The following is a 21129-nucleotide window of genomic DNA, read 5'->3' as shown; positions in this document are numbered from 1 at the left end:
TCCTTGCGGAGGTCGATGGATGGCCTCCGCCTGCTCGCCGCGCGCTTCCTGTGCGGACCGCTGACGAAAGTCATGTCCGCCGCGCCTCGCAGTCAGTAATGGCTGCGGCGCGATCCGGTCAGGTCCGAACTCAGGGCCACTACCCGGAAGGCGCGTGGAAAACGGCTGCGCGGGGCAGGTCTGCTTCGTCGAAACGGTAACTCTACAACAGCTCCGGGCGAGGCCCGGCCGCCCCGCACCCTCCCCGAACCTTTCCGGCAGTGATGCCGGAGAGCGAAGACGCATGGATGGAAGGTGGCTAGTGGCTAGTGGCCAGTGGTTAGTGATTGCTGCTCATCTGTCCGCGGAAGGGCGGCGCAGGCGGCCGCCTCGCTCCCGGCGCCGGCCAACCACTAACCACTAGCCACCAGCCACCAGCCACCCCCCCCTGCCAGATGCGGCACCTCTGTTCATTGTCCCGGAACCCCTGGCGGCCTATCTTGGCTCCATGAGTATGCGCTGGACCCCCGACAGCTGGAGACAAAAGCCCGTCGTGCAGATGCCGACGGACTATCCGGACATGGCCGCCCTGGCCCGGGTCGAAGACGAACTGCGGGCCCTGCCGCCGCTCGTGTTTGCCGGAGAGGCTCGACGGCTGACGGCCAAATTGGCCGAGGTCGAGGCGGGGAACGCCTTCCTGCTTCAAGGCGGGGACTGCGCCGAGAGCTTCAAGGAGTTCTCGACCGACAACATCCGCGACACCTTCCGCCTGATCCTGCAGATGGCGGTGGTTCTGACCTTCGCCGGTCGCAAGCCGGTGGTGAAGGTCGGTCGTATCGCCGGTCAGTTCGCCAAGCCGCGCTCATCCGCGATCGAGCAGATCGACGGCGTCGAACTGCCCAGTTATCGCGGCGACATCATCAACGGCATGCCCTTCACGGCCGAGGAACGCGTCCCTGACCCGCAGCGCCTGCTGCGCGCCTACAACCAGTCGGCCTCGACGCTGAACCTGCTCCGGGCCTTCGCCGGCGGCGGCTATGCCGACCTCTACAACATCCATCGCTGGACCATGGGGTTCGCGGCCGACAGCGCCTATGGCCACAAATACCGTGAGCTGGCGGACAAGATCACCGAGGCCCTGGCCTTCATGGAGGCCGTCGGGGTCACGCCCGAGAGCCATCCGGACCTGAGCCGGGTCGAGGTCTTCACCAGCCACGAGGCCCTGCTGCTGAACCTCGAGAGTGCCCTGACACGCCTCGACGGCGCGACGGGTGAATGGTTCGACACCTCGGCCCACATGGTCTGGATCGGCGAGCGCACGCGCCAGCTGGATGGGGCCCATGTCGAATTCGCGCGCGGCATCAGAAACCCGATCGGCCTGAAATGCGGTCCGACCATGGAGCCCGAGGACCTGCTGGGTCTGATCGATGTGCTCAATCCCGACAACACACCCGGCCGGCTGACCCTGATCGGTCGCTTCGGCGTGGACAAGGTCGGCGAGCGACTGCCGCGCCTGATGAAGGCGGTGAAGGCCGAGGGCAGACGGGTGGTCTGGTCGATCGACCCCATGCACGGCAATACGCTGAAGGCCGGCAACGGCTACAAGACCCGCCCCTTCGAGCGGATTCTCGGCGAGGTGAGGGGGTTCATCGATGTGGCCGAGGCCGAGGGCGTCCATCCCGGCGGGGTCCATCTGGAGATGACCGGCCAGAATGTGACCGAGTGTCTGGGCGGGGCGCAGGCCCTGACCGAGGATGACCTGTCCAGCCGTTACCACACCCATTGCGACCCGCGCCTGAATGCGGATCAGGCGCTCGAACTGGCCTTCCTGGTCGCCGAGCGACTGAAAGCCGGACGACGCGCCCGGGCGGAGGCGGCGTGAGGTGATGGACGTCGGAAAACCCGCAGGTGAGGACGCCGAAACGGCTCTGGGTGGCGGGCGGTGTGCCTATCAGGGGGCACCCGGTGCCTTCAGTCACGAGGCCTGTATGGCGCTGCGCCCCTGGGATGAGGCTGTCGCCTATGACTCCTTTGAGGCTGCTCTCGCGGCCTTGAAGTCCGGCGAGGTCGGCTGCGCCCTGATCCCGGTCGAGAATAGCGCCATTGGCCGGGTCGAGCCGGCGGCGACCCTGGTCGAGGCCGCGGATCTGAACATTGTTTCGGAGGTCTGGCGGCCTATTCGTCTGGCCCTGATGGCGCCGGCCGGCGCGAGCTTGCGAACCGTCAGGACGGCCGAGAGCCATCCGATCGCCCTGCGGCAGTGTCCGGCCTCGCTGGCCGCGCTCGGGCTCACGCCGGTCGAGGCCTTTGACACGGCCGGCGCGGCCCGTGCGGTGGCCGAGGCGGGGGATGTCACCCGGGCCGCCGTGGCCCCGGTCGGAGCGGCCGAAGTCTATGACTTGTCGATTTTGCGCAACGACATCCAGGATTCGGAAAACAATCGCACGCGTTTTGTCCTGTTGAGCCCCAGAACGGCTTGACGCGGCATGATCCGTGCGTTTTCTGAACCCATGGTCCGCTCGCAAGCCCTCGCTGCGCCTGCCTTCGCCCGCGTTTGTGCGGCGGCGGACCTGTATTTCTACGGCTTTCGATACGCCGGCTGAGGCGTCCGGGACTTCGTCCTGACGGCCTCGCCGGCGACCGCCCCGGGACGGGGCGGCGGCTCGCAAAATCCCCATTGCCGTATCTCGAAACCGAAAGTCTCTTCCCGTGCCCCACTCCAGTATCAAGCCCGGCCTCCAGCAAGTCTGGCCCGCCGCCCCGGATCTCTCGCCCGAACATCTGGCGCTCGCTGCCCTGCGGCACGAGATCGATGAGATCGACGACGAACTTCTGGCCCTGTTCGAACGCCGCCTCGCCATCGCCGCCCGCGTCGGCCAGGCCAAGGATGCCCCCGTCGGCCCGCATGTGAAACTGCGGCCAGACCGGGAACAGACGGTCCTGACGCGCATGCTCGCCCGCGCCCGCCCCGACAATCGTGAGGCCGTCGAATCCCTCTGGCGGCAGATCGTCGGCTGGGGTCTGGCCCGTCAGGGCCGCATCAAGGTCCAGGTCTGGTCGCCGGTCGAGCCGACCCGGGCCTTCGACGGCGCGCGCCTGCGGTTCGGCGCCGCGGCTGACATGCGCGCCGTCCGCGATCCCCAGACCGCCCTGGCCTGGGCTGCCGAAGGGCACGGGGTTGCGGTTCTCGCCGTCAACGGGGACGACGCCTGGTGGACGGGCCTGCGCCGTGAATGGTCGATGCTGAGCGTGTTCGACGGCTTCGGCGGCGAGACCCCGACGGCACTGGCCGTCGGTCGTATCGACCCGGCAGCCCTGCCCACCGGACGGCGGGTCATCGTCGATGCCGGCGGAGACGCCGGTGACGGCGCTGGCATCCGCCGGCGGGGCCTGGCCACCCACCACGGATGGACCCTCTCCCTCACGGATGCGAGACTTCCGGTCGGCGGCGACGAGGGCTGCGTCGGCGCGATCGGCTGACGATCCGGGGGCTAGCCGGCCTTGGCGGCCCGGATGGCGCGGTCAAGCTCGGCCGGGTTGTTGCCGGCGGTCAGGCGGCCATTGATGAAGAAGGTCGGCGTGCCTTCCAGTCCGAGCGTGGCGGCTCCCGTATGCACATCCGCAAGGATCCGGGAGATGGCAGGAGACTGTAGCGCGGGATTTGCCCGGGCCATATCGACCCCGTTGGCAGCCAGAATTCGGTCGATCGCCTGGGGGCTCAGCGCCGCTTCAGCCATCAGGGCATTATGGACCTCCAGATAGCGCCCCTGGGCATGGGCCGCGAGCGCACCCCGCGCCGCGTACTGCGACGTCACACTGGTTCCCTGATCAAGGATCGGCCATTCCTTGAAAATGAACCGCACATCCGGATGCGCGCGCATCAGCGAGACGTAAGCGGGTGCCACATTCTTGCAGTAGGGACAGCGGTAGTCGAAGAACTGCACCACTGTTACCCTGGCATCCGATGGGCCGAAGGCGGGTTCGCCGGGGCCGGCGGCCAGGCTGGTCGGATTGGCGCTGGCGGCGGCATTCGTCGCGCTCATGCGGTCGGTCGCGGCACGCGCGTCGCGCGCCCGAACCACCTCGTCAAGCACTTCCGGATGGGCCAGCAGATAGCTGCGAACCCTTGCGCCGAAATCGCCGGTCCCGTTTGCGTAGGGCAGGGCTGCGAGCAACAAGGCGATGATCGAAACCGAAAGGGCCGTCAGGCTGAGCCATTTCGGCGACAAGGCCCGGGCAGGTGCGACGGGGCTCGGATCAGGCGCGTCGTTCATTCAGTCTCTCGAGGTCAACTGGCGGGAATGACGCCGCCGCGGTCGCGGCGGCTGTTGCGGCGGTCGACGTCGTCGATGTCCTGCTGTGTTGCGCCCGAGGCGAAGACAATGTCCATGGCCCGGGTCCATTCCGCCGTCCCGGGGTCCAGCATATCGCGGGCGCGCAGGGCGAACTGCGTGGCCTGAACCTCGGCTCCGGCGGCGAAATACATCTCGGCCGATGCGAGACGCGCCTCACCCTCCTTGCCCTGGCTGGCATAGGCCTGGCTCAACAACCGCCACCCCATGGTGTTGTCATTCTCCAGCGCCGTGGCCCGCTTCAATTCGGCGATGGCGGGATCCAGATTCGCCGGATCATGGGTTTCGATCAGGGCATGGGCCAGATTGATGCGCAGCAGGGGGGCGTCCGGCCGCAGCTCGACCGACCGCCGGTGCGCGCCGATGGCCTCAGCGGGCCGGCCCTCTTCGAACAGGATCTGACCCCGCAACTCCCAGAAGTACGGATTGTCCGGCTGTTCGGTCAGAAGAGCGTCAACCGCGTTCAGCGCCTTCTCGGTCTGGCCGTCGCGATACCAGGCGATCGAACGGGCATAGCGGCCGGGCAGGGACACATCGCTCTCTGGATAGTCGCGAAGGGTCTGGATCGGATCGTCCATGAAGGCGTGGATCTTGGCGAGAATCAGTGCGTGCTGGGCGATCCGTTCCGGACTGTCTGTACGATGGTAGTTGGACTGTTCGGAGACAAAGCGGCGCAGATTCTCGATCCGGTCAGATGACAGCGGATGGCTGCGGAAATAGGGGAAGCGGCGGGCGTCGGAGAACACCTCCTGCGAGCGGAAATTCTCGAAGAAATTCACCAAGCCGCGGCCCGACTCGCCGGCATTCTCCAGGGCCCGGGCCCCCGTATTGTCGGCCTCGCCTTCCTGATGGGTCATGTAGCGCAGGGCGCTGAGGGTGCCGAAATACTGGCTGTTGCCGAGAAGGACGGCGCCGGCCTGGGGTGACCCTGCCGCGAGGGCCAGGGCACCCAGCGCCATGGTCATGAGCATGGGCTGCATGGCGGCACCCTGGGCTCCGTCACGCAGGGTATGGCGATTCTTGATGTGGCCGGCCTCGTGCGCAATCACGCCGAGCAGTTCATTGGGCGAACGGGTTCTGAGGATCAGGCCGGTGTTTACGCCCATGATCCGGCCGCGGGTCGCGAAGGCGTTCAGGTCGTTATCGTTGATGAGCAGGATCTCGACCTCGGACGGTTCCAGTCCCATGGCGGTGAATACCGGGGCGGACCATTCGTGAATGATGCCCTCGATCTCGGTATCCCGGATCGCGTTCTGGGCCGAGGCAGGCGAGCCCGTCGCCAGCCCGACCATGACGGCGGCAATGGCACCGGTCGTGCGGAAGACGCTGCGGGATAACCAGTTCAAAACGAACTCCTCATACCCAAAACACCCCCCGCACCGATCCTCACAACCTAATCACGGCCTTTCAGCGGCGCCACCATCCGCGCTTGGGCTTCTCGGGCGGAGCCACAATCTGGTTCGGGTCCTCGGCGATCAGGGCCGCGACATCAACCTCAGGCTGCGGGGCCGGTTTTGGCTTGGAAACAGCAGCGGCTATCGGCTCCGGCAGTGCCTCGAGTGCGGCCGCGGCTTCTTCCGGCGTGACGTCCAGAACAGCCGGTTCGGCGATCGGTTCGGCTTCGTCGGGCATGACGTCCGCGCTTGGTTCTGCGGCTGTGTCTCCCGTCGCGACCTTGCGGCGCACGCGACGACGCTTGGGTTCCGCGGCGAGGGTGACGGGGGCAACCTCGATGGTTTCCTCGACAACCACGGCCATCGGCGTGTCGGGCGAGCTGTCCGTCGGCATGCCTTCATTGGTGGCGCGGGCCTCGACCTTGGCCTCCTGGGTCAGCCCCTGATCCGCGCCACGGTCGCGACCGCGACCGCGCCCCCGGCGACGGCGCGAGCGGGGACCGCGTTCCCCGCCGCCTTCGTTCTCGGGACGCTCATCGACGTCGGCTGCAGGGCGCGCAGCGACCGGACCGCTTCCGACTGTCTCGGTCCGCTCCGGATTGATCGGGTCGAACCAGACGTAGGGGTCGTCCAGCGAAGGAGTCCGACCGCGAACCCAGGTGAACCCGTCCCGTTCGCCGCCTTCCTCACGCACCCGACGTCCGCCGCGGCGGCCCCGGCGACGGCGGCGGCCGCTTTCGCTGTCGTCATCATCGTCTCCGGCCATAAGGGCAGGCGCGGCAAGCCCTGCACCGGCCTCGGCCGTTGAGTTTTCGGCACTGTCGCGACGTCCGCCCCGGCGACGACGGCCACGTCCGCGACCACCTTCGCCTTCGACACGTTCGGTCCGCTCGCGCGGCCCGTCGTCATCTGCGTCTTCCCGATCCTCGTCGGCGTCATCGTCGGCGATGAACTCTTCACCATCGTCGTCTTCATCAGCGAAGTCGCTGTCGTCGAAATCGTCGTCCAGATCAACGAAGGCTTCGGGGCGTTCGGGCGGGACGAAATCCTCGTTGGTTTCAGTTCGCTCGACGGCATGTTCGCCCTGGCCGAGACTGTCGTCGATCAGAATGACGACGTTCAGGCCGCGCTGGACCAGCATGCGCTGCAGATAGTCGCGCTTGTGGTTCAGGATGTAGAGGGCCACGGCGGTGCAGAGGCGCAGATTGATCGAGCCCGCGCCGTTCTTGCCGGCCTCGATGTCAACCGCCCGAAGGGTCATCAGGGCAGCGCTCTCGGCGGACCGGACCCGCCCGGCACCCTGGCAGTGAGGGCAAACCTCGGTAGCCCCCTCGATGACGCCGAGGCGGCGGCGCTGGCGGCTGATTTCCATCAGGCCGAAGCCCGAGATGCGGCCCATCTGGATGCGGGCACGGTCCTTGGCCAGCGCGTCCTTCAGGGCCTTTTCGACGGCGCGGTTGTTCTTCGACTCATCCATGTCGATGAAGTCGATGACGATCAGGCCGGCGAGGTCGCGCAGACGCAGCTGGCGGGCGGCCTCAACGGCGGCCTCCATATTGGTCTTGGTGGCAGTGGCCTCGACGTTGCGTTCCTTGGTGGAGCGACCCGAGTTCACGTCGATAGCGACCAGTGCCTCGGTCTGGTTGATGACCAGATAGCCGCCGGAGTGCAGGGGCACGACCGGCTGATGGATCTGGGTCAGCATCTCTTCGATACCGTTGGTCGCGAACAGCGGCCGGGCCCCCTGGTAGAGATGCACCTTTTTCGACTGCGCAGGCATAAGCACGCGCATGAAGTCACGGGCCTCCCTGAAGCCCTCTACGCCCTCGACCTGAATGCCGTCGAAATCCTTGTCGAACATGTCGCGGACAGCGCGACGAACGAGGTTTTCCTCCTCATAGATGACCGAGGGCGCGTTCGACTTCAGCGTGGTTTCGCGGATCGTTTCCCACAGGCGCAGCAGATATTCGTAGTCGCGCTTGATCTCGGCCTTGGTGCGTTTGGCACCGGCGGTGCGGATGATCAGCCCCATGCCCTGGGGCACATGCAGGGCCGCTGCGGCGGCTTTCAGACGTTTGCGGTCGGTGGCCTGGGTGATCTTGCGCGAGATGCCGCCGCCCTTGCCGGTATTGGGCATGAGCACACAGTAGCGGCCGGCCAGCGACAGCCAGGTGGTCAGGGCCGCACCCTTGCCGCCGCGCTCGTCCTTGACGACCTGGACCAGCATGACCTGGCGACGCTTGATGACGTCCTGGATCTTGTAGCGGCGCATCAGGCGGCGCTTGAGCCGCTCTTCCTCGGCCATGCCGCCTTCGGATTCGTCGTCACCCTCGCGAGCATGCTCTTCGTGATCGTCGTCGTCCGAATGCGCTTCGGCCATGATGGCTTCGCGGTCGGCGACCGGGATCTGGTAATAATCGGGGTGGATTTCGCTGAAGGCGAGGAAGCCGTGGCGGTTACCGCCGTACTCCACGAAAGCCGCCTGCAGGCTGGGCTCTACGCGAACGACCTTGGCAAGATAGATATTGCCGCGAAGCTGGCGCTTCGCACGGGATTCAAAGTCGAATTCCTCGACCTGACGGCCCTCGACGATGGCGACCCGGGTCTCCTCGGGATGCGCCGCATCGATCAACATGGTTTTTGACATGGAACAGTTCTCTCTGGCGCGCACGGCCATCCCCGCGAAGGGGCAAGGCGGCTCGCCGAATGGGATTGCGGGCAGGCGCAGGCGTCATCCCGTCGCCGCGGCGAAGGCCGCGGCAGATGTCGGTTGTTTCAAACCGGAAGGGAGCGCAGGCGAAAAGGCCCATGGGGGTTCAATATGGTCCTGGATCCGGACGCGCCGTCGAAGGGCGTCCCGGACCCGGTCGTCGAATCGGCGGGGGTAACCGGCCGGCTCTCGGATCAGTGAAAGTCATGCCGCGAAGAGGGCGCGCCCAAGCCTGAAGGTTCAGGGGACGCGATCGTTCGCGAGCAGACCAAGCATAGGCCTGCCCATCGCGAATTAAAAGCCGAATGCGCCTTAACCGATTGGCGACGACGTTGCCGCATCATGGGCTCAACCAAAAAGGTGGGTCTCCGTCAAAATGTACGGCCGGTCACGTATCAATCTGGCGCAGTGGCGCGTTCGCGAATGGGCGATGACGGCGATGGCCTTCGTCGTCATCTGCTTTGTCCTGCTGACAGCCGGTCGCGGTCTGGCTTCCGGAGCCGTCGGCGAGGTGCTGCGCGTCCGCCTCGGCGGCGATTCCGAACACACCCGGATCGTCCTGGACCTCGACCGGACATCGCGCGGACAGGTGATCCAGCCCGGTGATAACGGCCGGGTGGTGTTGTCGCTGGCTGGAGTCTCGCCCGGTCGCGGTCTGAACGGCAGAGGCACGGGTCTGGTCCGCGGCTGGCGGGTGACCGGCGCAGGCGCGACTTCGCGGGTGGAGCTCGACCTTGCGACCAGTGCCGAGATCGAACGCCGCTTTCTGCTGCCGCCCGGCGACGGCATTGGCCATTTCCGCTATGTGATCGACCTCAAGGCGGTCGGGCGCGCTCCGACGGCACGTCCGCCCCGGGCTCCGTCAACCTCATCCCGTCGTGCCGACCGCCCGAACACCCGTCCGCTCATTTTCATTGACGCCGGTCACGGTGGCCGGGATCCGGGTGCCACCGGGGCGGAAAGTCGTGAGAGCGCCATCACCCTTGCCGCAGCGCTCGATCTGAAGCGTGAGCTCGAAGGCACCGGCCGTTACCGGGTCCGCCTGACGCGGGACAGCGACACCTATGTCGCCCTCTACCGCCGCGTCGCCATCGCCCGTCAGGCCGATGCAGACCTGTTCATCAGCCTGCATGCCGACGCCGGCGCCGACCCGGCCACGCGAGGCGCCAGCGTCTACACCCTGTCCGAACAGGGCGCGGGCCGGGCCGTGCGCGAGTTCACGCGCGGCGAAAACTGGCACCGAAGCCTGAACCTGCCGGGGCGCGACCCCTCGGTTGACCGCATCCTGCTGGACATGACCCAGCGCGCCACCCAGAACCGGTCGGCCCAGCTGGCCCGCACCCTGCTGGGCGAGCTGGAGGGTGCCGACCATCCCATGCTGCGCCGCAGCCACCGCGACGCCGGCCTGGCCGTCTTGCTGGCCCCCGATGTGCCCGCTGTCCTGCTGGAGATGGGCTTCATCACCAATCCCGAGGACGAGCGACTGCTGAATGACAGCCGCGCGCGCCGCCGCCTGATGCGGGCGGTGGCCGAAGGCATCGACCGCTATTTCCGCGAACCCTCGGGCACGCTGCAGATGGCCTCGGTGGGCGGAGCGCAGGGCCAGCCCTGATCGTTTACGGGCGGAACCGGGTGCGCGCCGGGGCTGAAAGCGCTATCTGATTTCGATGCGCCTGCGTGTCGTTGATCTGGAAACCTCCGGTGGAGACCGGTCCGCCGAGATCCTTGAGGTCGGGATCGTCGATGTCGTGCCCGATGGCGCGGGGGGCTGGGTCGCGCTGCCGCCCGTGACGAAGCTGTTCCGGCCGCGGGGCGAGATCTCGTTTCACGCCATGGCGGTGCACCACCTGACGCCAGAGCATTTCTGCGACGACGATCCGCACTGTGATGAGTACCGGCTGCGCGAGATGTTTCTGCCGACGCCCGCCGATGTGATGGTGGCGCATTCGGCGCGGTTCGAGCGGGGGTTTATCGCCGATACGGCCCATGGCGGCCTGCCGTGGATCTGCACTGTGCGGGCGGCGAAGAACGTCTGGCCCGAGGCGCCGGGGCATTCCAATCAGGTGCTGCGGTACTGGCGCGGCCTGCGGCTGGATACGGCGCTGGCCGATCCGGCGCATCGGGCGGGGCCGGACGCCTGGGTGACGGCGCATCTGCTGATCGACATGCTGAAGGTCGCCACGGTCGAGCAGATGCTGGCCTGGACCAATGAACCGCGGCGGCTGGACCGGATTCCGTTCGGCAAACATCGCGGACGGCCGTGGGCCGAGCCGCCGGATGACTATCTGCGCTGGATGGTCGGCCAGGGAGGATCCGGGCAGGGCGATATGGACGCCGATGTCGTGGCCGCCGCGCGACAGGAGCTGAACCGTCGCGTCACGGCTCTAGCCGGGGCCTCCGACGCGGGCTAAACGAATCCGGCGAGTCCGTCTTTCGGAGTATCAGGTGAAGATTGCCGAACGCTGGTTCGTGATGGCGGGCGTGGCCCTGCTGGGGGCGATTGCCCTGGCCGGGCTGATCCTGGCCATCTATGCGGCCTGGCTGTTTCATGACCTGCCCGATGCATCCGAGCTGGCCGACTACCGGCCGGCGACGGCGACGCGCGTCTATGCCGGCGACGGCACCCTGATCGGCGAATTCTCGGACGAGCGGCGCATCTATGTGCCGTATGAGCAGATACCCCTGCCGGTGATCCAGGCCTTCCTCGCCGCTGAGGATCGCAATTTCTTCAACCACGGCGGCATTGATGTGGGCGGCCTCGGCCGGGCCATGTTCAAGAACATCTTCAACGCCGCCACGGGCCGGCGTCTTGAGGGCGGCTCGACCATCACCCAGCAGGTGGCCAAGAACGTGCTGCTGACCAATGAGAGCAGCATCAACCGCAAGGTCAAGGAAGCCATCCTCGCCAACCGGCTGGAAGCGACCCTGACCAAACAACAGATCATGGAGCTGTATCTCAACGAGATTTTCCTCGGCTACCGCTCCTATGGTGTCGCAGCGGCGGCCTACAACTATTTCGGCAAGTCGCTGAGCCAGCTGACCCCGGATGAGGCGGCCTTCCTCGCCGCCCTGCCCAAGGGGCCGAACAACTACCACCCCAAACGCCACCCTGAGGCCGCCCTGGGCCGCCGCAACTGGGTGCTGGGCGAAATGAACCAGAACGGCTTCATCGATGACGGCCAGCTGGCAGCGGCGCTGGCCCGGCCGCTGGCCGCGCAGGATGCGCCGCGCCGGGCCCAGTATGCCGACGCCGACTTCTTCGTCGAGGAAGCCCGCCGTCAGGCCATCGCCCGCTTCGGTCAGGAACAGGTCAACCGTGGCGGCTATTATCTGCGAACCACGCTGGACCCGACGCTACAGTCGGCGGCCCGTGACGCCCTGATGAGGGGGCTGGAGAACTATGACCGGCGGCACGGCTGGCGCGGGCCGTGGGGCCGCACCGATTTCGCCGAGGGCTGGCGCGAGACCGCCGTTCGGGGCCAGCGCCCCCCCGAGCGCCGGGCCTGGGAAGCCGCAGCCGTGGAATCCGTCTCAGGCAATACGGTCCGTATCCGCACCGCGCGCGACAACCGCTCGGGCTCCCTGATTACCGCCGATGCGGCCTGGGCCAATGCCAACCGGCCGCTGCGGCGGGGCGACCTGATCTTTGTCGAGGCGCGCAACGGGCAATACGCCCTGAAACAGGTGCCCAACGTCAATGGTGCCCTCGTGGCGATCGAGCCCCAGTCCGGGCGGGTGCTGGCCATGGTCGGGGGCTATTCCTATGCCTTGTCCAGCTTCAATCGCGCGACACAGGCGAACCGCCAGCCGGGCTCGGCCTTCAAGCCATTCGTCTATGCAACGGCTCTGGAGGGCGACTACACGCCGGCCTCGATCGTTCTGGACGCCCCGATCAGCTTCGCCGGCGGGCCCAACGGTACGCGGTGGAGCCCCGAGAACTACAGCCGCGAATTCTACGGACCGCAGAGCCTGCGGCGCGGGCTGGAGCTGTCGCGCAACGTCATGACCGTAAGGCTGGCGGAGGACGTGGGCATGCGCAATGTTGTGGATCTGGCCCGGCGGATGGGCGTGGCCGACAATCTGCAGCCGAACCTGTCGGTGTCACTCGGTGCGGGCGAGACCACCCCCTATCGCCTTACGGCTGCCTATGCCGCCTTCGTCAACGGTGGCCGCAGGGTCGATCCCTATCTGATCGAGATGGTCCAGGACCGCGACGGCGAGACCATCTTCCGTGCGGACCGGCGTCGCTGCCGTGACTGCGGCCGGGTCTTCAGCGGGCAGGAGTCGCCCCGGCTCGAGGGGCGGGGGACACAGGTGATCGATCCGATCACGGCCTATCAGATCAGTTCGATGCTGGAGGGTGTCATCCAGCGCGGGACGGGGGCCAGCGCGCGCGGGCTCGGTCGGTGGGTCGGCGGCAAGACGGGCACTACCAATGAATACCGCTCGGCCTGGTTCGTCGGCTTCTCGTCCGACATCGTGGTCGGGGTGTTCATCGGCTTTGACGACAACCGGCCGTTGGGATCGGGCGAGACCGGCGCGACCGGCCCGGTGCCGGTCTTTACCGAGTTCATGCAGGTGGCCCTGCGCGAACGTCCGGCCCGGCCGTTCGTCCGGCCGCGGAACGCGGTCTTCCGCACGGTCAACGGTATCGAGGAGGCTTTCCGCCCCGGCACCGAGCGCCGGATCGAGGAAATTCCTACAGAGGAAATCCCGATCGGGCCTCAGAACTACGACGAGATCGTTCGTCGTGAGGAGGAAGAGGCCGAGGGGCAGGGACTCACCACCGCCCCCGCTGCTCCGCCGGCCACACCGCAGGTCCCCCGCAAGGAGCCCGCAGAGGACTTGAGCGGACTTTATTGATAGGCTGGTCGACGCCTGCCGGGCCGCGCAGACAGCGTCGCTCTTCCGGCGACGGTAAAGCGGCAATCACGACCGCGAGCCACTAGCCACCCACCCCGGCGCGTCCTATGTCCGCGCCTCACTTTTGTATCGCAGGAGTTCGCGATGAGACCGGATGTTGAGGCCATGAAGGCCGACATCGAGCAGAGCATCGCTCTGCTCAGGAGGCGTCTTTGACTGGGATGTCGCGCTTCGAAAACTCGATGAGCTGAACGCCCGGGTCGAGGACCCGACGCTCTGGAACGATCCCGAGGCGGCCCAGGCCGTCTCACGCGACCGGTCGCGGCTGGCCGCCCAGATTGACACCGTCCGCGCGATGGAAACCGGTCTGGAGGAGGGTGTCATGCTCGCCGACATGGCCGACGAGGAAGGCGACGAGGCGACGCTGGAGGAGGCGCGCAGCTCGCTGAAGGCCATCAAGGAGCGCGCCGGGCGAGCCGAGCTGGAGGCGCTGCTGTCGGGCGAGGCTGACGGTAATGACGCCTATCTTGAGGTGAACTCCGGTGCCGGCGGGACCGAGTCCTGCGACTGGGCCGGTATGCTGCTGCGCATGTACAGCCGCTGGGCCCGGGCGCACGGCTATGAGGTCGAGCTGGAGGCCGAGGAATCGGGCGATCAGGCCGGCATCAAGTCGGCCACTATCCTGATCACCGGGCCGAACGCCTATGGATGGTTGAAGTCGGAATCGGGCGTGCACCGGCTGGTTCGCATCAGCCCCTATGACGCGGCAGCCAAGCGGCACACCTCCTTCGCCTCGATCGGGGTGTCGCCGGTGGTGGATGATGCCATCGAGATCGACATCAATCCGTCGGACGTGCGTACTGACACCTACCGCGCCTCGGGCTCGGGCGGTCAGCACATCAACAAGACGGATTCGGCTGTCCGCCTGACGCACATTCCGACCAATACCGTGGTGGCCTGTCAGGCGGGCCGGTCGCAGCACCAGAACCGCGAACAGGCGTGGAAGATGCTGCGGGCGCGCCTTTATGAACTGGAACTGCAACGGCGTGAGGCCGCGGCCCAGGCCGTAGCCGACGCCAAGACCGATATCGGCTGGGGTCACCAGATCCGGTCCTACGTCCTGCAGCCCTATCAGATGGTCAAGGACCTGCGGACCAACGTCGAGACCTCGGACACCCAGGGCGTGCTGGACGGCGATCTGGACCTGTTCATGGGGGCCGCGCTGGCTGCGCGGGTCGGCGAGACGCGCGGATCGACCGTCGACTAGAAAAAAGGCCCCGGAGCGATCCGGGGCCTTTTGTCTTTCAGACCTGATGGATCAGGCCGAAGGACCCTTCATGTCGATGATCTGCGGCGCGGGCTCTTGCGCAACCGGGCGCGGGGCCGGTGCGGGAGCCGGAGCTTCACGGCGGCCCTGCAGGACGCGGCCCTGGAAATAGGCACCGATATCGATCGACATCTGTTCAGCGGTGATGTCGCCGTCGACATAGGCCGTAGCGATCAGCTTGACCTGTTTGCCCGAGATGCCGCCGACGACGCGGCCGCGGACCTCGACATAGTCGGCCGAGACATTGCCCTCGACCGCACCGGTCTCACCGACGATCAGCCGGCCGACACGGACGTCGCCCTTGACCGCGCCGTCAATCTGAAGATCGCCGCCGCCCGAGATACTGCCGTCGAACTGGAGATCCGATGACAGGGTCGACAGACCGCGCGCGCCGGGTGCCGGGGACGCTGCGGCACGCACCGGGGCAGACGGCGAACCGCCCGGTGACGGCAGGTCGGGGAGCGGCGGGATCGAAGAACCGTTGTCAGCGCGGGGCTGGGGCGACGGGGCGGGGGATTTAGTCTTGTTGAACAAGTTGGTCTCCGGCTCTCATGAAGCGGGCGGGGTTTTGAGGTCGGCCGTTCATCCACACTTCATAATGCAGATGCACGCCCGTGGAGCGTCCGGTGGTTCCCATGGCGCCGACAGGCTGACCGAGTTTGATCCGCTGCCCGGCTCGGACAGCAGTGGCATTCAGGTGGGCGTAGCGCGTCTTGAAACCGCGACCATGGTCTATCTCAACGGTGTTGCCATACCCTGAACGAACTCCGACAAAAGACACGGTTCCCGGAGCCGGGGCGTAGATCGGCGTGTTGAGCGGCGCGGCGAAGTCCTGACCCTGATGCAGGGCAGGGCGGCCGTTGAACGGGTCGAAGCGAACACCGAAGCCCGAAGTCGTGCGGGCCTGGGTCGGGCGGTGGAAGGGCATACCCTCGGCGGCGCTGGCCAGGGACCGCATGTCGGAGAGGTTGTCAGCGGCGTGGCGAATGCGCACGGCGAAGGCTTCATCCACGTCCAGCACAGCCGCCAGGGCCCGTGGGTCGCGGGCCTCAACCAGTGGTCCACCAAGGGCCGTATCATGAGGCGTGTAGGCCGCCGGGTTCAGTCCAGCCAGTCGGAAAGCCAGACGCAGTCGTTCAGCGCGGGTCTGGGCCTCGGTTTCGGCCCGGGCGATCAGTCGCTCCTGATCCATCCGCACGGCGATCATGCGCTGGACTGGCGACGAGCGGTCGGGATTGAGGGCCGGCGCAGGCCGCAGGGCCTGTTCGGCACCCTCGACGCCGCGGAACATGCCCATCACCTGGGTCAGGGCCGCATGGCGGCGTTCGACCATCTGGGCCATTTCGTCGAGCGAGCCGGTCGTGGCGGTCATGCGCACCACGGCGCTGTCCAGCCGGGCCTGCAGGTCGGCGTTCATCCGTTCCGAGGCGGCGCGAGCGCTGGCGACGGTGCGGTCCGCCCTGCTCTGCGCCACCATGTCGAAGATCATGCTGCCGGAGGCCAGGAGGGTCCAGCCACCCAGCAGGACAGCGGCCAAGGCCCCCACCGCCTGCTTGCCGGGCGTGAGTGCCCAGGCGCGGACGGAGTCGCCATCGCGCAGATACAGATATCGGGTCGGAAACCAGGTTCCGATCAGAGACGGCCGGACAGACGGCTCTTGCACGGTCATTACGCAACGCCCCCAGAACGTAGGACGAAGGGTTATGCGCCATGCTGCAGTCCCGGGACAAGTCTGTTCACAACTTGTTAACCATCCTGAACTGCCCAAGCGCGAATAACGTGGGTATTCGCCTCCCAGACTCGCTTGACAGGCGAGTTCGCGAATCTACGTAACGACAGTTAACCCGTTGCCGGGGGCCGGATCGTCCCGTGATCAGAGCGATCTTGTGGCCGCCAAGACTTCCGCCGCGTGGTTCTTGACTGACACCTTGCGCCAGACCCGCCGAACGACGCCCGTACCGTCGATCAGGAATGTGGCTCGCTCGATGCCCATATAGGCGCGACCGTAAAGCGTTTTCTCGACCCAGACGCCGAAGGCCTCCGTCACGTCCTCCGGTTCATCAGAGGCGAGGACGACCTTGAGATCGTGTTTGGCCTTGAAGCGGTCGAGCTTCTTCACCGGATCACGGGACACACCGATGACGGTCGTGCCGATCTGCTCGAAGTCCGCAATCAGGGCCGAGAAGTCCTGGCTTTCGGTCGTACAGCCCGGCGTATCGGCCTTGGGGTAGAAATAGAGCACGACCTTGCGGCCTTTCAGGGCATCCAGCGAGACCCGTCCGCCATCGGCGGTCGCCATGTCGAAGGCGGGGGCCTTCGAACCCTCAGTAACATCAGGCATTTCAGGTCTCTCTAGGACTGGATGGGTTTGACCAGGACGATCTTCTTCTTGCCGGCGGCCAGTTTCAGCACACCGTCGGCATTGACGTCGGACGCCTCGATCAGCCGGGCACCGTCGGCGATGGCTGCATCGTTCAGGCGCAGGCCGCCGCCCTGGGCGAGCCGGCGGGCCTCGCCGTTGGAGGCGGTCAGCCCGGCCCTTGTGGTCACGGCGGCGATCATGGCGCCGATCACTTCGTCATGCGGCAGTTCGACGGTGGGCAGGTCGGCGGACAGGGTGCCGCGCTCGAAGGCCCCCTCTGCAGCGGCGCGGGCCGTGGCGGCTGCGTCAGCGCCGTGCAGCATGGTCGTGGCGGCGTCGGCCAGGGTCTTCTTGGCGTCGTTTATGCCGGCCCCTTCCAGCGCCTCCAGTCGGGCGATCTCGTCGAGCGGCAGGTCGGTGAACAATCGCAGGAATCTGCCCACGTCGGCGTCGTCGGCGTTGCGCCAGAACTGCCAGTAGTCGTACGGGCTGAGCTGTTCGGCGTTCAGCCACACTGCGCCCTGGGCTGTCTTGCCCATCTTGCCGCCCGAGGCTGTCGTCAGCAGCGGCGTTGTCAGGCCGAAGGCGGCCTTCTGGTCCACGCGGCGTACCAGGTCGACGCCCGAGACGATGTTGCCCCACTGGTCCGACCCGCCCATCTGCAGGGTGCAGCCGCGGGCGCGGTTCAGCTCGAGGAAGTCCACCGATTGCATCAGCATGTAGTTGAACTCGAGGAAGGTCATCGGCTGTTCGCGTTCCAGCCGCAGCTTGACCGAGTCGAAGGCCAGCATCCGGTTGATGGTGAAATGCGTGCCGTACTCTCGCAGGAATTCGACATAGCCGTAGGTCGACAGCCAGGCGTCATTGTCGACCATGACCGCATCGGTCGGGCCGTCGCCGAAGGTCAGGAATTTCTCGAACACCGTCTTGATGGAGGCGATGTTGGCCTGGATGGTTTCGTCGGTCAGCTGGGGCCGCGAGGCGTCCTTGCCGGTCGGATCGCCGACCTTGGTCGTGCCGCCGCCCATCAGGACGATAGGCTTGCCACCGGCCTGCTGGAGCCGGCGCAGCATCATGATCTGGATCAGGCTGCCGACATGCAGCGACGGCGCCGTGGCGTCGAAGCCGATGTAGCCCGTCACAACGCCCGTCGCCGCCGCGGCATCCAGCTCCGCCGGGTGGGTGATCTGATGGATGTAGCCGCGCGCCTGGAGGGTTTGCAGGAAGTCGGACTTGAAAATCTGGTCGCTCATGGCGGCTCCGTTAGCAGGGATGCCGGCGGGCGTCATGGGAGTTTGCGCGCCGGTGTGGGCGGCGCGTGTGTTCGCTGGCCGCTCGTCAGATCGAGGGGCGGTAATACAGGCCGGAAAGGGCGCGGGCGGCGATCATGTGGTTTGGATAGGACCTGGGCGGCGCAGCGGTCAAGGCTCAGACGGGCGAGAGAGTTTCGACGTTTGACCCGGAAGCGACCCGCGCTATCGAGAGGATATGCAATTCGAGCGGGCCCTTGTTCCATACCCCGACACGACTGAGCCGCTCGCGGGGCGGATCGACGTCGAGGTCGATTGGGAAGGACGCTCGTGGATCCATGTGGTGTTTCGTGCGTCAGGGTTCAGCGACGGCATTGTCCTTCCCGCAGCGGGCGGCGGGCGCCGCGACGAGCTCTGGAAACACACCTGTTGCGAGGTCTTCGGCCGACGCCAGGACCGGAGCTACGCCGAGTTTAACCTGTCGCCCTCGATGGCATGGGCCGCCTACGGTTTCTCCGGCTACCGGGCCGACATGGCCGATCTCAATGTGGGCGAACCCCGGATCACCTTTGAGAAGAGCGAAGGAGGATTCGAGCTCACGGCCATCCTCTTCTGGAACGAGTGGCCGCATCTGGACGCCATCGGGCTTTCAGCGGTGATCGAAACCGTCGGCGGAGCGAAATCCTGGTGGGCGCTCAATCATCCATCGGATAAGCCGGACTTCCACCATCCTGAATCGTTCGCCCTGAAGTCGCCTGTGCTGGGGAAGCCATGAAATTCGGCATCGACCGCCTGCTGTCCGAGCCCGAGCTGCGGGACGCGCTGAAGGGAAGGCGCGTCGCCCTGCTGGGCCATCCGGCCTCGGTGACGGCGGACCTGACGCATTCGCTCGACGCCCTGAAGGCCTGTCCCGACCTGAACGTCACGGCGGCGTTCGGACCGCAGCATGGCATGCGCGGCGACCTGCAGGACAATATGATGGAGAGCCCGGACTTCACCGATCCGCGGCACGGCATTCCGGTCTTCAGCCTCTATGGCGAGGTGCGGCGGCCCACCGGCCAGGCGATGGGGACGTTCGACGTCCTGCTGGTCGACATGCAGGACCTGGGCTGCCGGATCTACACCTTCGTGACGACGCTGCTCTATGTGCTGGAAGAGTCGGCGAAGCACGGCAAGGCGGTCTGGGTGCTGGACCGGCCCAACCCCGCCGGGCGGCCCGTGGAGGGCACGACCCTGCTGCCGGGCTGGGAGAGTTTCGTCGGGGCCGGGCCGATGCCGATGCGGCACGGCATGACCCTGGGTGAGATGGGCCGCTGGTTCATCGACCACTTCAAGCTGGATGTGGAATACCGGGTCATCGAGATGCAGGGCTGGGCACCGGATCAGGGGCCGGGCTTCGGCTGGCCTATCGGCGAGCGCAGCTGGATCAACCCCAGCCCCAACGCCGCCAACCTGTGGATGGCGCGGGCCTATGCCGGGACGGTGATGCTGGAGGGGACGACCCTGTCCGAGGGCCGGGGCACGACGCGGCCGCTGGAGCTGTTCGGGGCGCCGGACATCGACGCCCGGGCGGTGATCGCGGAGATGCAGGCCTTCGCGCCGCAGTGGCTGAAGGGCTGCGTGCTGCGCGACTGCTGGTTCGAGCCGACCTTCCACAAACACTTGCACCAGCTGTGCAACGGCGTGCAGATCCATGTCGACGACCCGGCCTATGAGCATGCCGCGTTCCTGCCCTGGCGGCTGCAGGCGCTGGGGTTCAAGGCGATCCGGCGGCTGTATCCGGACTACGCCCTGTGGCGGGATTTTCCGTACGAATACGTCTTCGACAAGCTGGCCATAGATGTGATCAACGGCGGGCCGGGGCTGCGCGAATGGGTCGATGATCCGGCGGCGACGCCGGCCGATCTGGAGGCGCTGGCGGGGCCTGACGAGGCGGCGTGGGTGGAGCTGCGGAAGCCATACCTGCTGTATTGAGCCCATAATCCCGCTCATCCCCGCGAAAGCGGGGACCTAGTCCTGTCCAGCGTGACGCCGGTGTTTCAGGACTGAAGGTAGGCGGATCCTACGCCCCGCTTTATCACCCCAAGAACTGGGTCCCCGCTTTCGCGGGGATGAGCGGAACAGGGGGAGCCTTACGCCGGCTTTTCCGTCAGCCGCTTGTCCAGATAGGCCCCGACGCGGGTGTCCACGGCACCGATGTGGTCCTGCCAGAAATGGGTCGCGCCCTCTTCCAGCTCATAGTCGATGATGATGCCCTTCTGGGTGCGCAGCTTGTTGACCACGCGCTCGACCTCGACCGGCGGGACGACGGTGTCATTGGTGCCGTGCAGGAACAGGCCCGAGGCCGGGCAGGGGGCCAGGAAGCTGAAGTCGTACATGTTCGATGGGGGCGACACCGAGATGAAGCCGTCGGTCTCCGGGCGGCGCATCAGCAGCTGCATACCGATATAGGCCCCGAACTGATAGCCGGCGACCCAGGTCTGGGAGGCCCCGGGATTGTTGGACTGGAGCCAGTCGAGGGCGGTGGCCGCGTCGGCCAGTTCGCCGATGCCGGAGTCGAACTCGCCCTGCGACTTGCCGACGCCGCGGCTGTTGTAGCGCAGCGTCGCGAAGCCGCGCTTCTGGAACAGCTGGTACAGGGTCACGGTGACCGGGTTGTTCATATGCCCGTTCGCCTTGGGGTGCGGATGCAGGATCAGGGCGATCGGCGCGTTCGGGCGTTTGCCGGGCGAATAGCGGCCTTCGATACGGCCAGAGGCGCCGGGCAGGATGACTTCAGGCATATGCGTCGAATTCCGTGTTCAACTGTCATTTCGCAACTGCGTAATACTTGACTGCAGGGGTAGGACTTTCTAAGTCCCCCGTGCGCGCCGACGCCTTTGCGAAGGCGCG

General features: G+C 66.5%; 17 protein-coding genes. 9 read left to right on the top strand and 8 right to left on the bottom strand.

Going from position 1 to position 21129, the window contains the following annotated elements; translation table 11 throughout:
- Positions 1-487: 487 nt before the first annotated feature.
- The 3 genes from Q0053_RS11995 to Q0053_RS11985 all read left to right on the top strand — a co-directional run bounded on the left by Q0053_RS11995 (position 488) and on the right by Q0053_RS11985 (position 3459).
- Positions 488-1861: a class II 3-deoxy-7-phosphoheptulonate synthase gene (locus Q0053_RS11995; RefSeq protein WP_298100449.1), complete on the top strand. Its 1374-nt coding sequence runs from the start codon at positions 488-490 to the stop codon at positions 1859-1861.
- A 4-nt stretch (positions 1862-1865) separates the two neighbouring features.
- Positions 1866-2459: a prephenate dehydratase domain-containing protein gene (locus Q0053_RS11990; RefSeq protein ID WP_298100447.1), complete on the top strand. Its 594-nt coding sequence runs from the start codon at positions 1866-1868 to the stop codon at positions 2457-2459.
- A 229-nt stretch (positions 2460-2688) separates the two neighbouring features.
- Positions 2689-3459, top strand: a complete 771-nt coding sequence (locus tag Q0053_RS11985) for a chorismate mutase (RefSeq protein WP_298100445.1) — start codon at positions 2689-2691, stop codon at positions 3457-3459.
- Positions 3460-3470: 11 nt separating this feature from the next.
- Here Q0053_RS11985 and Q0053_RS11980 read toward each other — a convergent pair whose 3' ends face one another.
- The 3 genes from Q0053_RS11980 to Q0053_RS11970 all read right to left on the bottom strand — a co-directional run bounded on the left by Q0053_RS11980 (position 3471) and on the right by Q0053_RS11970 (position 8372).
- Complete coding sequence (locus tag Q0053_RS11980) at positions 3471-4253, bottom strand: thioredoxin domain-containing protein (protein ID WP_298100443.1); 783 nt, start codon at positions 4251-4253, stop codon at positions 3471-3473.
- 14 nt (positions 4254-4267) lie between these two features.
- Positions 4268-5623 (bottom strand): M48 family metalloprotease, encoded by a 1356-nt coding sequence (locus Q0053_RS11975; protein ID WP_298100457.1) that lies wholly within the window; start codon positions 5621-5623, stop codon positions 4268-4270.
- A gap of 115 nt (positions 5624-5738) precedes the next feature.
- On the bottom strand, positions 5739-8372 hold the full coding sequence (locus Q0053_RS11970) for an Rne/Rng family ribonuclease (protein WP_298100441.1): 2634 nt from the start codon (positions 8370-8372) through the stop codon (positions 5739-5741).
- A 439-nt stretch (positions 8373-8811) separates the two neighbouring features.
- Between Q0053_RS11970 and Q0053_RS11965 the strand changes: the two genes are divergently transcribed.
- The 4 genes from Q0053_RS11965 to prfB all read left to right on the top strand — a co-directional run bounded on the left by Q0053_RS11965 (position 8812) and on the right by prfB (position 14565).
- Positions 8812-10047, top strand: a complete 1236-nt coding sequence (locus Q0053_RS11965; protein WP_298100439.1) for an N-acetylmuramoyl-L-alanine amidase — start codon at positions 8812-8814, stop codon at positions 10045-10047.
- 55 nt (positions 10048-10102) lie between these two features.
- Positions 10103-10846, top strand: coding sequence for a DUF3820 family protein (locus Q0053_RS11960; RefSeq protein ID WP_298100437.1), 744 nt, complete (start codon positions 10103-10105; stop codon positions 10844-10846).
- A 61-nt stretch (positions 10847-10907) separates the two neighbouring features.
- On the top strand, positions 10908-13298 hold the full coding sequence (locus Q0053_RS11955) for a penicillin-binding protein 1A (RefSeq protein ID WP_298100455.1): 2391 nt from the start codon (positions 10908-10910) through the stop codon (positions 13296-13298).
- A 144-nt stretch (positions 13299-13442) separates the two neighbouring features.
- A protein-coding gene (gene prfB / locus Q0053_RS11950; protein WP_298100435.1) for a peptide chain release factor 2 occupies positions 13443-14565 on the top strand; the annotation gives its coding sequence in 2 pieces (ribosomal slippage) (positions 13443-13511 and positions 13513-14565; 1122 coding nt in all).
- A 51-nt stretch (positions 14566-14616) separates the two neighbouring features.
- Here prfB and Q0053_RS11945 read toward each other — a convergent pair.
- The 4 genes from Q0053_RS11945 to tyrS form a co-directional block, all read right to left on the bottom strand.
- Positions 14617-15159 carry a polymer-forming cytoskeletal protein gene (locus Q0053_RS11945; protein ID WP_298100433.1) on the bottom strand — a complete coding sequence of 181 codons (543 nt, stop codon included), beginning with the start codon at positions 15157-15159 and terminating at the stop codon, positions 14617-14619.
- Positions 15143-16294, bottom strand: a complete 1152-nt coding sequence (locus Q0053_RS11940; protein ID WP_298100431.1) for a M23 family metallopeptidase — start codon at positions 16292-16294, stop codon at positions 15143-15145. The genes Q0053_RS11945 and Q0053_RS11940 overlap by 17 nt, the downstream gene beginning before the upstream one ends.
- A gap of 204 nt (positions 16295-16498) precedes the next feature.
- Positions 16499-16966: a thioredoxin-dependent thiol peroxidase gene (bcp, locus tag Q0053_RS11935; protein WP_298100429.1), complete on the bottom strand. Its 468-nt coding sequence runs from the start codon at positions 16964-16966 to the stop codon at positions 16499-16501.
- 11 nt (positions 16967-16977) lie between these two features.
- A complete protein-coding gene (gene tyrS, locus Q0053_RS11930) occupies positions 16978-18240 on the bottom strand; it encodes a tyrosine--tRNA ligase (RefSeq protein WP_298100428.1) in 1263 nt (420 codons plus the stop codon).
- Between the two features lie 235 nt (positions 18241-18475).
- Between tyrS and Q0053_RS11925 the strand changes: the two genes are divergently transcribed.
- Together Q0053_RS11925 and Q0053_RS11920 are read left to right on the top strand one after the other, a co-directional pair.
- Entirely contained in the window at positions 18476-19012 is a 537-nt protein-coding gene (locus tag Q0053_RS11925) for a DOMON-like domain-containing protein (RefSeq protein ID WP_298100426.1), read from the top strand.
- Positions 19009-20211, top strand: coding sequence for a DUF1343 domain-containing protein (locus Q0053_RS11920; protein WP_298100423.1), 1203 nt, complete (start codon positions 19009-19011; stop codon positions 20209-20211). Before Q0053_RS11925 ends, Q0053_RS11920 begins: the two co-directional genes overlap by 4 nt.
- Positions 20212-20369: 158 nt before the next feature.
- Here the strand turns inward: Q0053_RS11920 and Q0053_RS11915 are convergent, their stop codons facing one another.
- Positions 20370-21020 carry an alpha/beta hydrolase gene (locus tag Q0053_RS11915; RefSeq protein ID WP_298100421.1) on the bottom strand — a complete coding sequence of 217 codons (651 nt, stop codon included), beginning with the start codon at positions 21018-21020 and terminating at the stop codon, positions 20370-20372.
- Between the last annotated feature and the right edge of the window lie 109 nt (positions 21021-21129).

Source organism: Brevundimonas sp. (assembly GCF_027487935.1).
Taxonomy (GTDB): domain Bacteria; phylum Pseudomonadota; class Alphaproteobacteria; order Caulobacterales; family Caulobacteraceae; genus Brevundimonas.
Note: the sequence above shows the minus strand (reverse complement) of the source record. Positions and strands in the feature narration are given on the sequence as shown.

Bases quoted from the DNA above. Each gene is read 5' to 3' on its own strand.
- Q0053_RS11995 (WP_298100449.1), top strand. From the start codon at position 488: ATGAGTATGCGCTGGACCCCCGACAGCTGGAGACAAAAGCCCGTCGTG.
- Q0053_RS11990 (WP_298100447.1), top strand. From the start codon at position 1,866: ATGGACGTCGGAAAACCCGCAGGTGAGGACGCCGAAACGGCTCTGGGT.
- Q0053_RS11980 (WP_298100443.1), bottom strand. From the start codon at position 4,253: ATGAACGACGCGCCTGATCCGAGCCCCGTCGCACCTGCCCGGGCCTTG.
- Q0053_RS11975 (WP_298100457.1), bottom strand. From the start codon at position 5,623: ATGGTCGGGCTGGCGACGGGCTCGCCTGCCTCGGCCCAGAACGCGATC.
- Q0053_RS11970 (WP_298100441.1), bottom strand. From the start codon at position 8,372: ATGTCAAAAACCATGTTGATCGATGCGGCGCATCCCGAGGAGACCCGG.
- Q0053_RS11965 (WP_298100439.1), top strand. From the start codon at position 8,812: ATGTACGGCCGGTCACGTATCAATCTGGCGCAGTGGCGCGTTCGCGAA.
- Q0053_RS11960 (WP_298100437.1), top strand. From the start codon at position 10,103: ATGCGCCTGCGTGTCGTTGATCTGGAAACCTCCGGTGGAGACCGGTCC.
- Q0053_RS11955 (WP_298100455.1), top strand. From the start codon at position 10,908: ATGGCGGGCGTGGCCCTGCTGGGGGCGATTGCCCTGGCCGGGCTGATC.
- Q0053_RS11940 (WP_298100431.1), bottom strand. From the start codon at position 16,294: ATGACCGTGCAAGAGCCGTCTGTCCGGCCGTCTCTGATCGGAACCTGG.
- bcp (WP_298100429.1), bottom strand. From the start codon at position 16,966: ATGCCTGATGTTACTGAGGGTTCGAAGGCCCCCGCCTTCGACATGGCG.
- tyrS (WP_298100428.1), bottom strand. From the start codon at position 18,240: ATGAGCGACCAGATTTTCAAGTCCGACTTCCTGCAAACCCTCCAGGCG.
- Q0053_RS11925 (WP_298100426.1), top strand. From the start codon at position 18,476: ATGCAATTCGAGCGGGCCCTTGTTCCATACCCCGACACGACTGAGCCG.
- Q0053_RS11920 (WP_298100423.1), top strand. From the start codon at position 19,009: ATGAAATTCGGCATCGACCGCCTGCTGTCCGAGCCCGAGCTGCGGGAC.
- Q0053_RS11915 (WP_298100421.1), bottom strand. From the start codon at position 21,020: ATGCCTGAAGTCATCCTGCCCGGCGCCTCTGGCCGTATCGAAGGCCGC.